We start from the raw sequence: 16,140 nt of genomic DNA, 5'->3' as shown, positions 1-16,140 counted from the left end.
TATGAATAAGAAAGTTTTCTGTTTTGTCTTGTTTACATTGTTCTGTCTGGTAGGAAAAGCACAGACGAAACCAATCGATACGCTTTATTGTACGGACGAGGATAAAGAAATTTATGAGCATTATCTCTCTGCTATGGAAACGAAGAAATCTCTCCCACCGGGCAGTTTGATGGTTGAAACGGCCCGCTTCTTTTTAGGGTGTCCCTATGTCGCTTCTACTTTGGAGAAGGTCCCGGAGGGTGTGGTTGTTAATCTTCGGGAACTGGATTGTATGACATTGGTCGAGACTACCGCTGCTTTGGTCCGTTCCCTGAAAGCCGGGCATCCTTCATTTTCCGACTATTGCCGGATATTGAAAACGCAACGTTTTCGAACTTCGGTGATTACGGATTATACGGACCGGTTGCATTATACAACCGATTGGATTTATGAGAATGAACGTCGTGGATGGGTAAAAGATGTTACAAAGGATATAGGAGGGAAGCCGCTTGCTATAAATCTTTCTTTTATGTCCACACATCCGGATAGTTATAAGCAATTGAATAATGCCCCGGAACTCATTGCGAAAATAGCTGCTAAGGAAAAAGAAATCAATGCCCGTCCTCATTATTATATACCAGAAACGGAAATAAATATACATGCTTCCGGTATCCGGAACGGAGATATTGTTTGCTTTGTGACGACGGTAGAAGGGCTGGATATCTCGCATGTCGGGATAATCTGCCGGGAGGGGGATAAGTTGACATTTATTCATGCTTCGAGTAACAAGAAACAAGTGATTGTTAATGAAGTGCCTTTGCAGGATTATGTACGGAGTATCAAGCGGAACAGTGGTATAATGGTTGTTCGGCCCCAATTCTGATTATTGGAAAAGTTCGAAAGCAAATTTCACTCCTATGCTTTGGTATTTATATTTTTCAAATCCTGCGAATGCAGCTATGTTGAAGATGTGATTTCCAAAACCATATCCGACCTCCGTATAACTAGGTAGTATCGGGAGCCATAATTGACTCAGGTAAAAACGTTCCAGCAGCATGTATTTGGAGGCTTTTCCCCTGAAGAGACGGGAAAGCATAAAGGGACTTTCGTACATAAAGTGAGCTTGCGCGTATTTATCGGAGGCGTTGAACCATTCGCTATGCAGTTCATTGAATACACCTCCCAGCTGATCATCCCAGGAATCGGGGAAGTTACGCCGGGCGAAATAATTGAAGTCGGCGAAATAAGTGGATTTCTGGTTTATATACATTCCGCCACTTATATGATAATTAAAACGCCTGGATAAGCCCAGATAGATACTTTGGTGGATGTCGGCTTCCAATCTGCAATAATCTCCCGAACTTTTACCGACACCCGGTATACCCCGGGCTACTTCCAAAGCGATTGTCGGATAATAGGAATACAGATATTCTTTCCGATACCCGTCCATCCAATAATATTGGCGGGGAGTGTAAGTGAACCTGACTACAGGAGTAAAGTCGTGATAATTTTCGTTGATGATTTCTTTAATATCGTCTCCCACCTGTATGTCGCTCTTTCTTTTGAGCGGAATACGTCTGTGATAGGAAATTCCGGTCATGAGTTGGAAACCGTTGAAAAGTTCTATTTCATTCCGTAATTCAACATAGTAATGTTTGAAGTACATTAAATTCAAATCGTCAAACTTGAAAGTTGAATCTTTCAGTTCCTCGTTGATTTCTTTCATAATTTCCGACGAATATCCCTGATTGCTGTTTCCTATACTTAAACTGAGTGCTCCCCTCCGTTGAGGCATGTATTCCCAGTCTCCGGCAACTGTGAAAAACAGTTCTTTTCGTTTGAATACATACCCTACAACCGGGCGGAAACGTATCTGCCGGTCGTGGGTGAATGTCTTGCTAAAACGTAGTTTCTGCCGGTATGTAATACCGTTTCGTCCTGAATAACCTAATTGGAAAGGATTTAGGATACCGGAATATTTCAGACGAGTGGTTTTGTAGTCCAGATTAATTGTATTGGTAAACTTTTCCGTCAATTTTAAATATTTCTGCATGTTGCTGGTATCCTCTTTTTCTATTATCGGTGTAGGTACATCCTGATGATAAACAAGTTGTTGTTCTTCTTCAGTCAACGGTACATCACGCTTGTTGGTCCAATAGGTCGAGTCTTCGATGATTGGGACAGTATCCGACGACAGGCGATAGTAGCCGGTAAGGTCCAATGATTTCCATTTTTTACTTTCGGTATCCTCTTCGACCCATTCCACGGTTTCATACTTAAAAGAGGAATGGTAGGTGCTGGCGATAGCATTTCCTAATACATGGTATCGAAGGGAGAGATCGGCTGTGGCCGGAAGGATGAAATGGCGAAAATCTCGTCCGAATGTCATGACCAGATTAAATTCGGCGAACGAGAACTGTCCGTTTACATCGATTTTGTCGATGCTCCAGATTTTATCAAGTATGAATAAGTTTCCGCAGATGAGTTTTTGGCTTCCCATTTTAGGCGTGAAACGAATTCTGTATATTTTCAGATTCCCCTCATATTTGATACTGTCCAGTTCAAAATTATAGTATTTGAATGCATTGTGGGCAACCGGCATAATGATACCTTCATTATAGATAGTCGGGGAGTAGACATTCAGATTGAGGAATGTCAATACTTCTTGTTGTTTGGTACTGTTGGGAATGGCATTCCCGTTTATTGCTTTGAAGTCGTGTAGAAAGTTGTTAGGCGAATTGAATTTGGAATGGCTTACCATTTCAAACACCATATCTTTTGTTTTCCTGTTTACCGGGAAAATATGGTGGGCAAAGCGCATTAAAAAATTTTTCTTTAGTATTTCAGCCCGTCCTTTGATATAAATATCAGCTTCATATTTTGAAACGACCGTTTGATATTTCACAGCATGCTCTATCACCAGATGCATGATGGAATCCCCTTGCCTCATAGATGTATCCTTGGGAGAATGACCTGGCAAAATTGAATTTCCATAACCACCATCAGGGTTAGCTAAGGTGCTCATTGCAATAATGAGCAAGCAGAATATGTGAATAATCTTTTTCAACAAATTATCATCCCTTTCAATACAAACGTAACGAATAAAATCGAAATGAGTGGTGAAAGAAAGTAAAATGTTACGAGAAATGCAATTTATCGTATTAAATATAATATTGTTTTCAAAGAAAAACCGTATATTTGTGCTTCACAAGTATGTTATATAGCAGTCGTGGTTAAACAGCAGAAAGAAGAGGTCGACTTATCGGCCAGTTTAGCAGAGGTGTGGAGAGTCCTGACTGATAAGGAACGGGATATTCTCCGGAACAATTCGACGATCCAGCATTTCAAACGTAATGAGTTGATTTATTGCGAGGGCGACGAACCAAGGGATATGATGTGCTTATTAAAAGGCAAGGTGAAAATCTTCAAAGAAGGAGTTGGCGGTCGAAGTCAGATTATTCGGATGATTAAACCGGTTCAGTATTTTGGCTATCGCGCTAATTTTGCCCAGGAAAATTATTTGACGAACGCTTCCGCTTTTGAAGCATCGTCAGTTTGTTTAATTCCGATGACAGTAGTCACTGACCTTTTGATGGGAAACCCTAATCTCGCGATGTTTTTTATCCGCCAGCTCTCTTTTGACTTAGGTGTAGCTGATGAACGTACGGTCAACCTTACGCAGAAGCATATCCGGGGTCGTTTGGCAGAATCTTTGTTATTCCTGAAAGACAGTTATGGCTTGGAAGAGGATGGTGCTACCTTAAGCATTTATCTCTCCCGTGAGGATTTGGCCAATCTGTCCAATATGACAACATCTAATGCGATTCGTACTTTGTCAACATTTGTCGCTGAGCGTATTATCGCAATTGACGGCAGGAAGATTAAGTTGATAGATGAAGATAAGCTGAGGAAAATCAGTAAAATGGGATAACGAGAATTATAGAAAATAGAAAATGGAGGTGTTTCTCAATGAAGCATCTCCATTTTTGTATGATTCAACTTTGTGAGTTTCATTCTTTAATTGCTTTCCTGATGCGTACCAATCGCGTCAGTAATCCTTCCAATAAATCCAATTGTAACATATTTGCTCCATCGGATTTGGCTTTAGCCGGTTCGGGATGAGTCTCGATGAAAAGGCCGTCTGCTCCAACGGCGATTGCTGCTTTGGCTATCGTCTCAATCAGAGCGGGCATACCCCCCGTGACGCCGGAAGTCTGGTTGGGCTGTTGCAGGGAATGAGTAACATCCATGATAACAGGGTAGCCGAATTGTTGCATTTGGGGAATACCACGATAATCGACTACCAAATCGGTGTAACCGAAGGTAGTACCTCGTTCGGTAATCATTATATTCTGATTGCCGGCATCGGATACTTTTTGTACGGCAAACTGCATGGCTCCGGGAGAAAGGAATTGCCCTTTCTTGATATTTACCACTTTGCCGGTTTGGGCTGCCGCAACCAACAAATCCGTTTGTCTGCAAAGGAATGCCGGGATTTGTAATACGTCTACATATTCGGCGGCCATTGCAGCTTCTGTTGTTTCATGAATATCCGTTACAGTCGGTATATGGAATGTTTCGCTGACTTTACGGAGTATTTTCAATGCTTTTTCATCTCCGATACCTGTAAAAGAGTCCAGGCGGGAACGATTTGCTTTCCGGTAGGAACCTTTGAAAACATAAGGAATATTTAGTTTTTCCGTAATGCCGACTATCTTTTCGGCAATTTGTAAAGCCATATTTTCTCCTTCTATGACACAAGGACCGGCCATCAGGAAAAAGTTTTCTTTATTATTAAAATCTGTTATTGTCAGCATAATATGTCGTTTTAGATATTATTATTGTTTGTAAATGGTGATTTCCCGTACACCTGGGAATTTCATCTTTTTAATAATTCCAGTGTCCTCCCAATCTTTTCTTCCGTCGGCAGTGTCGCATTTATCCAATGGATTGTACATCCTCTGCGCTCCATTCCCCGGAACCAAGTCATCTGTCGTTTGGCGAATTGATGGATAGCTATTTCCAATTGTGAAACCATTTCTTCGTATGAAAGTTCACCTATGATATATAAGGTCAGGAATTTGTATTCCAGACCGTAATAAATCAAATCTTCCGGTTTCACCCCCGTTGCCATAATCGTACGGATTTCCTCTACCATTCCTTCATCCAAGCGGGCACGCAGGCGCCGGGATATTTTTTCACGACGTAATTCCCGGTCGATGTCAATACCGATGATGAGGCTGTTCAACGGTTCATATTCATTTATGTCGGGAGCTTCATTTTTATAATATTCTTCTATTTCAATGGCACGGATAGCCCGTTGGGCCGTGTCCACATCTGTTTTATTGTGCAGGAGCTTGTATCCGGCCAGGATTTCTTCCAGTTCAGCCAACGATTTATCTCTCAGGGACTCGCGTAAAGCCGGATTTTGAGGGACATCCAACAATTTGTACCCTTTCAATACCGCTTCGATATACATACCTGTCCCGCCACATAAAACAGGGAGTTTTCCTTTTTCCCGGATACTTTGATAGGCCCGGAAAAAATCATGCTGATATTCGAATACATTATATTTATATCCCGGCTCACAAATATCAATCAGGTGGTAAGGAATCTGTTTGCCGTTGACGGTATAATCTGCCAAATCCTTTCCCGTACCGATATCCATCGAACGATATATTTGCCTGGAGTCGGCGCTGATAATTTCCGTATCCAGACGTTCGGCCAAGGCAGCGGCAAAAGTAGTTTTCCCGGATGCTGTCGGACCCAATACAGTGATAAGTTGATATGCTTCCATTGTGATACAAATGTACAAAAAAAAGCCGCACCCCGAAGGATGCGGCCCTAAACTATATCATTTTGAATGATTAAGCGTTTACAGATGCCATGTGAGCAATCAGGTCAAGAACCTTGTTAGAATAACCGATTTCGTTATCATACCAAGAAACAACCTTAACGAAAGTATCTGTCAAAGCGATACCGGCTTTAGCATCGAAGATAGAAGTACGAGCATCACCCAGGAAGTCAGAAGAAACAACAGCATCTTCAGTGTAACCCAGGATACCTTTCAGTTCGCCTTCAGAAGCTTCTTTCATAGCTGCACAGATTTCTGCGTAAGAAGCCGGTTTAGCCAAGTTAACTGTCAAGTCAACAACAGAAACGTCCAAAGTCGGAACACGCATAGACATACCTGTCAATTTGCCGTTCAAAGAAGGAATAACTTTACCTACAGCCTTGGCAGCACCTGTAGAAGAAGGGATGATGTTGCCTGAAGCAGCACGGCCACCTCTCCAGTCCTTCATAGACGGACCGTCAACAGTTTTCTGAGTAGCAGTAGTAGAGTGAACAGTTGTCATCAAACCGTCTGTGATACCGAATTTATCGTTCAAAACTTTAGCGATAGGAGCCAAGCAGTTAGTAGTACAAGAAGCGTTAGAAACGAACTGAGTACCTTTAACATAAGTCTTTTCGTTAACACCACAAACGAACATAGGAGTGTCGTCCTTGGAAGGAGCAGACATTACTACATATTTAGCACCGGCTTCGATATGAGCCTGAGCTTTTTCTTTTGTCAGGAACAAACCAGTTGATTCAACAACATAATCTGCACCGATTGCATCCCATTTCAAATCAGCAGGATTTCTTTCTGCAGTTACACGGATAGCTTTACCGTTCACAATCAGTTTGCTGTTTTCTACGTCTGCTTCGATAGTTCCGTCGAACTGACCGTGCATTGTGTCGTATTTCAGCATATATGCCAAATAATCAACCGGGCAAAGGTCGTTAATACCTACAACCTGAATGTCGCTTCTCTTCTGAGCAGCACGGAAAACGAAACGTCCGATACGGCCGAAACCGTTAATACCTACTTTAATCATTGTAATAAAACTTTTATGGGTTTATTAAAAATATTATATATATCCTTTTATTTTTCATTTAGCACCCACAAGGAGTTGCACACGAGGCAAACGTTAATAACACGACGAAAACTGTGATTAGTAAGATAAATTTACGTTTCATGTCATTCCTTGTTTTAACGACTGCAAATGTAGTCATTTTTTTTATTGGAAATAAAAATGATGAAGAAAAATATGCTCTCTAACATAAATTAATTGTTGGAGCTTATTTCTTTTTTCTGAAGAGTTTGCCTGTTATCCAGGTTTGAGCCTTTCGTATCCCCCAAGTTACCAGGAAAGGACGGACCATGTCCCATGCCAAAGGTAATAATCCCTGTGCGACAGAAAGATAGTCGGTAAGGCCGAGGGAAACAGAGGAGGTGTCTGTTGCAATGGCGGGTTGACGGGTATCCGCCGGTTTGTTTTTCGTTTTTGTGCCGGGAAACAGAAGGGCGGAAACGCCTGATATGAGCAGACTGCCGGCATTTTCCTGGATATACGCGAATTCGTTATTCAGTTTTTGTTCCTTTAACCTGCATTCCTGTTGAACGCGTTGTTTGTCAGAAATCAGTTTTTCCAGTGGTGTCTGCGGATTGTTCATTGTCTGTTGCGTTATTTTTATCATCGTTCGCCGTCAATGCAGCAATAACTATGTTCAGCACCTTGTCGCTGATTGTATTTTTGTTCAAAAGAATGACCCCGATGAGTATGAGATAGAGCACAGCCACTATTCCGAAACCGGAGCCTGTCGAACCAAACAAATCGCCTAAATAGAAGCCTAGGGCCAGAAAGATGAACAGAATGGCGAAAAAGGCCAGAAACAATAAAATTACGCCATACGAGAGAACAGCGATAACCCGGCCCGTTCTCTCGTACGTGCTTAATTTTAGGAGTTCAAGCTTTAACTCCACATAAGCCGAAAGGTCTTTTTTCAGCTCGCGGAAGATTTCTCCTGATTCTTTCTCCATACAATTTTATTCGGCAACTAGTTCTTCAGTAGCTTTGACTGCTTCGGCTTTGCCTTCTTTGTATTTGGCAAGTGCAGAGTTGAAGCCTTCTTTTACTTTTCCTACTACGCCGTTTAACTCTTCGAGTAATTGTTCTCTCTTATCAGTTGCAGCAAGATAACCGACAGCTGCACCGACTGCAGCACCCACTACTAAACCCAGTAATAATTTCGAATCTACGTTTTTCATAACTCTTTCTTTTTTATAGTTGCTACTAAGATAACGAAAATCCTTGATTGATAGTTTATATTCGTCTTAACTTTTAATGTTAATTAATGTTGTGGCTTTTGGACTTTTACGGCAACCCAGTTGTTCTTTTCCGTATAAGAGCTTATAATGAGCTGGTTACGGCTGCATTCCGCTTCGATAACCGGAATGTCTTCTTTGTAGAAACCACTCATGTAAAGGAATGCTCCGGGCTTCATGCAAGTCGTGTAATGCCGGATATCATTCAGCAGGATATTCCGGTTGATATTGGCAAAGACAAGGTCGAACAAGCCGAATGCCGGAATTTGCTCCGCACCGCCCAAAGCGACCCGGATATCGTTTGTTCCGTTCAGGCGTATATTTTCGAGCGCATTGTTGTAAGCCCATTCGTCGATGTCGATGGCAACGACCCGTCCGGCGCCTTTCATACGGGCCAATATTGCAAGTACGGCAGTTCCGCAGCCCATGTCCAGCAGTTCTTTCCCTTGCAAATCAAGTTTCAGCATTTCGCTGAGCATCAGGTAAGTGGTCTCGTGATTGCCGGTTCCGAACGCCATCTTCGGGTCGATTATGATATCGTATGTGAAATCCGGTTCGGGTGTGTGAAACGAAGCGCGTATGATGCAATCGTTTCCTATCCGGATTGGTTTGAAGTAGTTCTTTTCCCATTCCTCGTTCCAATCTTTGCTTTCCATCCATGTTTCCGTATATTGTATCTTCACATTGTCCAAAGGAAAATCCGCCAGTTTCTCCTGCAATGTTTTGACATCGTATAGCTGGTCGGATATGTATCCTTGCAAACCGTTTTCGTTTTCCGTAAAACTTTCGAAACCGATTTCCCCCAGTTCGGAGGCCAATACATCGTTTATGATGGAAACCTCGATGGGGGAGGTGTAAGTAAAACTCAATTCGTAGTAATTCATTGCCTTTTCTTGGATTTATGCGGACAAATGTATTAAAAGTTCTTGTAAATACATTCCTCGGCGGAGGTATTTATTTCCTTTATATGGTTTGCCTAAATTCATACCGTGGTATTCCCGATTCGTTGCCGTCCTATTTTTATGTTGATAATCGTCGGCCAGCTGGCTGATAACTGTCGGCCACGTGGCTTATGACCGTCAGCCAACTGGCTGATAATTATCAGCCAGTAAATTCTTCGGCATGTTTTTGTAAATTGTAGTATGCTTAAATCAAACAGAAAAGGGATAAATAATAATTGATTAGCTTATTCCTTTTCGTATATTTGCATAGAGAATATACTCGATGCACTAAATATTGGTCTCAAATATGAAAATCTTGAATTTAATACTCCTGCTGTTCTGCTTTTTCCCGACAGTATTCGCGCAACCGGAAAAGGAAGTGCGCGGGCAAATAGACTTAAAAGGTCGATGGCAATTTGAAAAAGTTAAAGAGCTAAAAAATATATCGTATGAATGAAAACTATTTTAAATGTGTTATCTTTGATACTCTGAAAATTTAAACTATTAACAGATTAAATCGCATATAAATGAAACAAATTGGATTATTATTGCTGGCTGTTCTGATAATCGGGATAACCGGCTGTGCTCCTACGGGAGAGGTCGATGTGAACAATCTCCAGGTGGAGATGAAAGAGAATCCGGTAGGGTTGGATGTGCCGCAACCCCGCTTTTCGTGGCAGATAGCTTCCGAACAACCGGATTTAATGCAAAAAGCTTTTCAATTGCAGGTCGGGACCTCGGCGGAACAGTTGCAATCAGGAAAGGATTTATTATGGAATTCCGGTGTTGTTCGTTCCGACCAGTCCGTATTGGTATCCTATGCCGGACCGGCACTTGAATCGGAAAAAACATATTATTGGCGTGTGAAAGTCATAACCAATCAGGGTGAAACAGGTTGGAGCGATGTAAATACTTGGTCGATGGGGCTATTGAATGCCTCAGACTGGAAAGCCGAATGGATAGGCGAGGAGGGAATGACGAACCCGAACGAAACCGACCAAGGACACACCCGTCTGGCGGCCCGTTATCTCAGAAAAGAATTTACCGCGGATAAGGCGGTGAAGAGAGCTATGCTCTATATCTCCGGTTTAGGTTCGTCGGAAGCCTATCTGAACGGGAAACGGATTAGTGAAGATGTCTTTTCGCCTATGCCCTCCTTGTATCCGGTACGGGTTTATTATAATGTATATGATGTGACGGATTTAATTGGCCGGGATAAGAATACGTTAGGTGTGGTATTGGGCAATGGCCGTTTCTTCGGTATGCGTAATCCGGGAATGAAAACCTTTGGTGTGCCGCGTCTGTTAGCCCAGCTGAAGATAGAATATGCCGACGGTACGGATGCAGTCGTTGTAAGTGATGCCTCCTGGAAAGTAACGTCCAAAGGACCGATTACCGATAATAATGAATTTGATGGTGAAAAATACGATGCCCGTCTGGAACTGACCGGTTGGAATGCAAACGGCTATGATGATAGTGCTTGGAAACCGGCGGACAAAATGAATGCTCCGGGTGGTGTAATGACAGCTCAACCGAATCCGAACCTGAGTGTGCAGGAAGAAATCAAGCCGATTGCCATCACAGAGCGTCTCGACGGCAAATATATCCTCGATATGGGGCAGAATATGGTGGGATGGCTTGCTGTAAAGCTGAATGGAAAGAAAGGCAAACCAATCTCCATGAAGTTTGCCGAAACATTGAAAAAGGATGGTTCGCTTTATTTGGATAACTTGAGAAGCGCAGAAGTTCTGGATATTTATACACCTGCCAAAGACGGTGCGTTTAGCTGGCAACCGACCTTTGTTTATCACGGTTTCCGTTTTGTGGAAATATCCGGTTTGGACACGAAGCCGGAGCTCTCCGCCTTCACCGGAAAAGTGGTGTATGACAAGATGAATACAAGCGGCCGGTTCGAAACATCCAACGAGATGGTCAACCGGATATATAAGAATGCCTTCTGGGGGATTCGAGGCAATTACCGGGGAATGCCGACCGATTGTCCGCAGCGCGACGAACGTTTAGGCTGGTTGGGCGACCGTGCGACCGGTGCTTATGGCGAAGCATTTGCGTTGGATAATGCTTTGCTCTATAGCAAATGGTTGCAGGATATCGAAGATTCAATGAGTCCGGAAGGTAGTATTTCAGATGTTTCTCCGAATTATTGGACAATTTATTCCGATAATGTCACCTGGCCTTCCGCATTCTTCTATGTAGCGGATATGTTGTACCGTCAATATGGCGACGATAGTGCCATCCGTAAGCATTATCCGGCCATGAAACGTTGGATGGAACACATGCAGCATGTCGGCATGCAGGACAATATCATCGTGAAAGATACATACGGCGACTGGTGTATGCCGCCCGAATCGCAGGAATTAATCCATTCTCAGGACCCTGCCCGCCGTACGGACGGAGCTATATTGAGTACGACCGTCTATTATGATTTGCTGAATAAGATGATAAAATTTGCCCGTCTTTGCGGCCAGGATGAGGACATTCCTGTTTATGAGGCACTTGCCGCTAAAATGAAAGAGGCCTACAATGCGAAATTCTTCAATAAGGAAACGGCCCAATATGGTAATAATACCGTGACGGCCAATATCCTGTCCCTCCGCCTCGGTCTTGTTCCGGAAGGTTTCGAAGATAAAGTTTTTGCCAATATCGTAAAGAAGACGGAAGAAGATTTCGGTGGTCATGTAAGTACCGGAGTTTTGGGTATCCAGCATTTGATGCGCGGGCTGACGGAAAGAGGCCGTGTGGATATAGCTTATAAGATTACGACCAACGATACCTATCCGAGTTGGGGCTATATGGTGAAAAACGGTGCGACCACCATCTGGGAGTTATGGAATGGTGATACTGCCGACCCGGCTATGAACTCGGCTAATCATGTTATGTTGCTTGGTGACTTATTGATATGGTATTATGAAGATTTAGCCGGTATCAAATGTGCTCCGGACGCCCTCGGATTTAAGAAATTGGAGATGGCCCCTGTCTTTCCGGAAGGCTTGGATACTGTTGCAGCTTCTTACCAGTCTGCCTATGGCGATATAAAGAGTGCATGGACAAAGAAAGACGGTAAGTTTGGTTGGAATATTACTTTGCCCGGTAATACTTCCGCTGTAGTCCGCATACCGAAAGATTTCGGAGTGAAAGCTGCTCTAAGTTTAGGCTCGAAATCTACCGGAAAAAATGGAGTACGCAAAGTATCGGAGACAGATACTTATACGGAATTTGAAATCGGTTCCGGTAGTTATTACTTTGCTAATTAGTTGTATTTTTAACTTGTTACCTTAAAATCGTATTTCTTAAACGTAAAAAGTGCGGGGAAATGCGGATGATTATTGATTTTCAATACTCTCCGTATCTCTCCGCGCTTATCTATCTTATTCAGTGTACTTTAAGTAAATGGAGTTGTATTTATTTTTAAAATAATGAATATTTTATTTTGTTATCTAAAAAAATATAGATAAATTGCTCACATTTATCAGTCACACCTGTAGAACTACGTGTGCTCATTCCCTTTTTCTATAAATTGACCATTTATACCAATAGAGAATAATGACCGTCTAATAGACCACTGAGAAATTATTTTATTAATTTGATATTGGTTAATTTCTAAAAATGATATATCATGAAGTTACTGTTTTTTAGTTTATGCGTGTTCCCATTGTCTGTATCGCTCTCAGCGAAAGACAACAATCAGAAAGCATCGAAAGAAAATGTTATCAAAATTTCAACAATCAACAGTGAGAAAAATCCACTTGATAGAGGAAAGGCATTTCAGTATGAGGATGTGAAGATTGTTCCTTTGGAGACAAATCAAGAGTGTTTGCTTACTTTTCTTGTTGAGATTTTTTTAACCGATGAGTATATTTTTGTAGCCGATCCTGATTCTAAAGAAATAGGAAATGACTTATATGTCTTTGAAAGGGCTACAGGTAAGTTTTTGCATAAGATAGGAGAGCGAGGAGGTGGTCCGGCTGAATATGTTGCTTTTAATAATTTTTTTTATGATAAAAATAAAAAAACGATTACGCTTATAGATTTTCATCAAAATGTGTTTTTGACTTATGGCTATGATGGGAAATTTAAAGAGAGAAAGAAGTACTCTCCGGAGTTGATGGAAAATGTAGAGAATATGATTATCCTGAATGATCAAAAGGTCTTTATGAAGTATTTCATTAATAAGAAAGAAAACGATGCGTATGTTCTGTTTGATAAAAACAGAACTATGGTTTTTGCAAAAAAATCGTACAATCCAATCCAGACGCTATCTCTTTCCGCCGGTTATGGTGAGTCAATTGTCAAAGTTAATGATGATAGAGTTAATTTTATTATGCCTTTGTGTGATACGATATTTAGTTGTTATAAGGGGAAATTCATGCCGATGTATGTTGTAGGACATCAGGCGAAAAATATTCCTAGAGAAAAGTTTATAATTGGTGAGGGGGAGAGTTTCTTTCAAAAGTCTATAGGTTATCTGCAGAAAGGGTATTTTACGGGCTTTACTAATTATAAAGAAACAAATGATTATATATTGCTCTCCGGTTTATCCGGTAATTGTCTTATAAACAAACAGAAAACAAAAGGAGTATATTTTTCGAATGAAGCGACGAATGAATCTCGTTTAGTAAAGAGCGTACAAGATATACCTTTTAAAGCCTCCTTAAAAGGTATTATGGGATGCGATAATGACTATTTTGTCGGTGTTGCAGATCCGATAGTTTTGTTGAATTTAAAAATCTCTCCGGACACAAAAGACCCGGTTGTACAAAAACTGAAAGAGGTAGTTAACAATTTGCAAGAAGATGATAATCCTGTTTTGATTTTTTACAAACTAAAAGATCATTTCGATGAAAAGTAATCCCTAACAGCGTGTATAAGAAGTGTGCTAAATAATTGTTGAATATTTGTAGAGAATATTGGTGATATGGTTTTGAGTAGTTTCATCTTGCTTGTAGGATTGTCACTTTTGTAGTCTTGAAAATCATAAGTGGAATAAGAAAATAAACAAATTGTGAAATAATTGTTTGCAATTGTTGTTTATATATAATATTTAGTATATTCTTTATAAAATATGTATTTGTTGAAAATAATTTTATATCTTTGAGAAAAACAAATAAAATGCTATTGCCATGAAAAAGAAAAGAATTTTAATCGCAGTTGGCCTTATTGGTTTGTTAGTGGATAAGAAATAGGGTATGTGATTTTTAGTGCCCTGTTTTTTATTTGATATGTTTTATTTATAAAGTAGTGCGCGATGAGACTATTATTGATTATTATATGTTTTTTTCAATTATCTGTAGTGTTTGTTTATGCTAAAGATGCAGATTCCAAGGTGTCTGATGGGAATGTAGTGAAAATATCTGCTATTAATGGGGAAAATAAGCCTTTTGATAGTCCTGACTTATTGCAATATGAAGATGTGAAATTTGTCCCTTTAGAAACAAATGATTCTTGCTTCTTGTCTGAAAATTTGCAAGAACTTTTGATTAAAGATTCGTATATATTTTTTTTGGATGGCAAAAAAGAAGGAGCATTATATTCTTTTGATAGAAATACGGGAAAATTCTTGTGTAAGATAGGACAACATGGAAGTGGTCCAGGAGAATATATTTCTTTAAATTCATTTTTTTATGATAAGAAAAGAGAGACCATTACAATTATAGATATTATGAAAAATGCTTTTTATATATATGGATTAAATGGTGTATTTAAAGAAAAAAAAGGGGTTCCTTCTGATTTGATAAGAAATGTTTATCATTCTATCTTGCTTGATAATGAAACTTTATTGTTTAATAATTGGATAAATATGGATGCTGAAAATACTGCATATCTTTTATTTAAGAGAAATAATGCTAAAATATTAGCTAAAAAATCATATCATCCGATTATTGTTTCACATTATAGATATGCTTTTTCAAGTTCTCCGATGGTGCAAATAGGAGATAGGGTTAATTTTATTATGCCTCTGTGTGATACAATTTTTACTTGTTATAATGGGCAATTTATTCCCTTATATGTCATTGAGCATCGAGGAGAAATGGCTCCAAAGGAGAAATTTGTAACATCTCCTAAAAATTATTATCCTTCTTTGTTAGATACATATGGATACAAAGGTTATTTTACCGGATTTGATAATTATTGTGAAACGAATGATTATATCTTACTGGGTCTTCAAGATTATCGTAGTGATATGCGTATTGGTGCTGGATGCTTGGTTAGCAAGCAAAAGAAAAAAGGAGCATATTTTGTATATACATTTGAATCAGACAAGGTTATAAATACGATGCAAGATATCCCATTTAGATATATTCGAACTTGTGCTGGTGATTATTTTGTGGGATGTTGTACCCCTGAAGATCTGTTGAGTTTAAAAATATCACCGACAACTAAAGACCCAGTTGTGAAAAGATTGCAAGATGTGATTGATAATCTGCAAGAAGATGATAATCCTGTCTTGATTTTTTATAAACTAAAAGATTGTTTCGATGAAAAGTAATCTCAAACAGTGCGTATAAGAAGTGTGCTAAGTAATTGTTGAATATTTGTGAAAGATATAGGTGATGTCCTTTACTAAACTGTTATGGAGCAGGTTTATGATTTGTGTTTTGTCTCCTTTTTTATTTATGCATATTGTTTTGGTTATAAATCATGTAATACATTCAATTGGTCAAGAAGTCATTTGCTTTTAAAATAACTTATATCGACTTCGAGCCTTGCTTCCGATTAATGCTCCTTGTTTTATAGGTTTTGCTTTGTCTCGTAGAAAATGTATGCCAGCTTAAAAGGTGCTCCTTTGTCAATGGGTTGCATTTGATTTTGGGTGGTATTTAACTAATTAGGGGGATTTTTTACTCTAAGTGAAATTGGGCATTTTTTGCCAGATTATTTAAGCTGGATAAGAGAAAGAGATAAATGATGAAATAAATCTTTGTGGTATTTCTTGTCATGATAATGAGATGGATGATGGCTAGCATCTGTGTATTTTGGAGTGATTGGAACATTCTGTGCCGAGGATAAGAACTCTCATTATTTGGTTATATAGTACAGGTGCATATTCGAAGC

General features: G+C 40.0%; 13 protein-coding genes. 5 read left to right on the top strand and 8 right to left on the bottom strand.

Going from position 1 to position 16,140, the window contains the following annotated elements:
• The first annotated feature begins 1 nt into the window (after nt 1).
• Nucleotides 2-862, top strand: a complete 861-nt coding sequence (locus tag DW103_RS03820) for an N-acetylmuramoyl-L-alanine amidase-like domain-containing protein (protein WP_122274345.1) — start codon at nt 2-4, stop codon at nt 860-862.
• On the opposite strand, the gene DW103_RS03815 is transcribed toward DW103_RS03820, so the two are convergent.
• Nucleotides 863-3,049: a DUF5686 family protein gene (locus DW103_RS03815; protein WP_122274344.1), complete on the bottom strand. Its 2,187-nt coding sequence runs from the start codon at nt 3,047-3,049 to the stop codon at nt 863-865.
• Nucleotides 3,050-3,259: 210 nt separating this feature from the next.
• On the opposite strand from DW103_RS03815, the gene DW103_RS03810 reads away from it, so the two are divergent.
• A complete protein-coding gene (locus DW103_RS03810; protein WP_370453456.1) occupies nt 3,260-3,910 on the top strand; it encodes a Crp/Fnr family transcriptional regulator in 651 nt (216 codons plus the stop codon).
• A gap of 79 nt (nt 3,911-3,989) precedes the next feature.
• Here DW103_RS03810 and kdsA read toward each other — a convergent pair whose 3' ends face one another.
• The 7 genes from kdsA to prmA form a co-directional block, all read right to left on the bottom strand.
• Entirely contained in the window at nt 3,990-4,796 is an 807-nt protein-coding gene (gene kdsA / locus DW103_RS03805) for a 3-deoxy-8-phosphooctulonate synthase (protein WP_122274342.1), read from the bottom strand.
• Between the two features lie 62 nt (nt 4,797-4,858).
• Nucleotides 4,859-5,776: a tRNA (adenosine(37)-N6)-dimethylallyltransferase MiaA gene (miaA, locus tag DW103_RS03800; RefSeq protein WP_122274341.1), complete on the bottom strand. Its 918-nt coding sequence runs from the start codon at nt 5,774-5,776 to the stop codon at nt 4,859-4,861.
• A 70-nt stretch (nt 5,777-5,846) separates the two neighbouring features.
• Nucleotides 5,847-6,857 (bottom strand): type I glyceraldehyde-3-phosphate dehydrogenase, encoded by a 1,011-nt coding sequence (gap, locus tag DW103_RS03795; RefSeq protein ID WP_122274340.1) that lies wholly within the window; start codon nt 6,855-6,857, stop codon nt 5,847-5,849.
• 244 nt (nt 6,858-7,101) lie between these two features.
• Nucleotides 7,102-7,476, bottom strand: a complete 375-nt coding sequence (locus DW103_RS03790) for a hypothetical protein (RefSeq protein ID WP_122274339.1) — start codon at nt 7,474-7,476, stop codon at nt 7,102-7,104.
• Entirely contained in the window at nt 7,436-7,843 is a 408-nt protein-coding gene (locus DW103_RS03785) for a phage holin family protein (protein WP_122274338.1), read from the bottom strand. Before DW103_RS03785 ends, DW103_RS03790 begins: the two co-directional genes overlap by 41 nt.
• A 6-nt stretch (nt 7,844-7,849) precedes the next feature.
• Nucleotides 7,850-8,071 (bottom strand): YtxH domain-containing protein, encoded by a 222-nt coding sequence (locus tag DW103_RS03780; protein WP_122274337.1) that lies wholly within the window; start codon nt 8,069-8,071, stop codon nt 7,850-7,852.
• A gap of 83 nt (nt 8,072-8,154) precedes the next feature.
• On the bottom strand, nt 8,155-9,012 hold the full coding sequence (prmA, locus tag DW103_RS03775) for a 50S ribosomal protein L11 methyltransferase (RefSeq protein WP_122274336.1): 858 nt from the start codon (nt 9,010-9,012) through the stop codon (nt 8,155-8,157).
• A 584-nt stretch (nt 9,013-9,596) separates the two neighbouring features.
• On the opposite strand from prmA, the gene DW103_RS03770 reads away from it, so the two are divergent.
• The 3 genes from DW103_RS03770 (at nt 9,597) to DW103_RS03760 (ending at nt 15,574) form a co-directional block, all read left to right on the top strand.
• Nucleotides 9,597-12,341, top strand: a complete 2,745-nt coding sequence (locus DW103_RS03770; protein WP_122274335.1) for an alpha-L-rhamnosidase — start codon at nt 9,597-9,599, stop codon at nt 12,339-12,341.
• A gap of 362 nt (nt 12,342-12,703) precedes the next feature.
• Entirely contained in the window at nt 12,704-13,936 is a 1,233-nt protein-coding gene (locus DW103_RS03765) for a 6-bladed beta-propeller (RefSeq protein WP_122274334.1), read from the top strand.
• 396 nt (nt 13,937-14,332) lie between these two features.
• Nucleotides 14,333-15,574 (top strand): 6-bladed beta-propeller, encoded by a 1,242-nt coding sequence (locus tag DW103_RS03760; protein WP_122274333.1) that lies wholly within the window; start codon nt 14,333-14,335, stop codon nt 15,572-15,574.
• Nucleotides 15,575-16,140 lie beyond the last annotated feature (566 nt).

Origin of the sequence: Parabacteroides sp. AM08-6 (assembly GCF_003473295.1) — a bacterium.
In the GTDB taxonomy this organism is placed as follows: domain Bacteria; phylum Bacteroidota; class Bacteroidia; order Bacteroidales; family Tannerellaceae; genus Parabacteroides.
This window is presented reverse-complemented; position numbering and strand designations above follow the sequence as displayed.

What these genes read in the sequence shown, in the direction of transcription:
- gap (WP_122274340.1), bottom strand. Translation starts at nt 6,857, where the DNA reads ATGATTAAAGTAGGTATTAACGGTTTCGGCCGTATCGGACGTTTCGTT.
- DW103_RS03790 (WP_122274339.1), bottom strand. Translation starts at nt 7,476, where the DNA reads ATGAACAATCCGCAGACACCACTGGAAAAACTGATTTCTGACAAACAA.
- kdsA (WP_122274342.1), bottom strand. Translation starts at nt 4,796, where the DNA reads ATGCTGACAATAACAGATTTTAATAATAAAGAAAACTTTTTCCTGATG.
- DW103_RS03820 (WP_122274345.1), top strand. Translation starts at nt 2, where the DNA reads ATGAATAAGAAAGTTTTCTGTTTTGTCTTGTTTACATTGTTCTGTCTG.
- DW103_RS03785 (WP_122274338.1), bottom strand. Translation starts at nt 7,843, where the DNA reads ATGGAGAAAGAATCAGGAGAAATCTTCCGCGAGCTGAAAAAAGACCTT.
- DW103_RS03760 (WP_122274333.1), top strand. Translation starts at nt 14,333, where the DNA reads ATGAGACTATTATTGATTATTATATGTTTTTTTCAATTATCTGTAGTG.
- DW103_RS03765 (WP_122274334.1), top strand. Translation starts at nt 12,704, where the DNA reads ATGAAGTTACTGTTTTTTAGTTTATGCGTGTTCCCATTGTCTGTATCG.
- miaA (WP_122274341.1), bottom strand. Translation starts at nt 5,776, where the DNA reads ATGGAAGCATATCAACTTATCACTGTATTGGGTCCGACAGCATCCGGG.
- DW103_RS03770 (WP_122274335.1), top strand. Translation starts at nt 9,597, where the DNA reads ATGAAACAAATTGGATTATTATTGCTGGCTGTTCTGATAATCGGGATA.
- DW103_RS03780 (WP_122274337.1), bottom strand. Translation starts at nt 8,071, where the DNA reads ATGAAAAACGTAGATTCGAAATTATTACTGGGTTTAGTAGTGGGTGCT.
- prmA (WP_122274336.1), bottom strand. Translation starts at nt 9,012, where the DNA reads ATGAATTACTACGAATTGAGTTTTACTTACACCTCCCCCATCGAGGTT.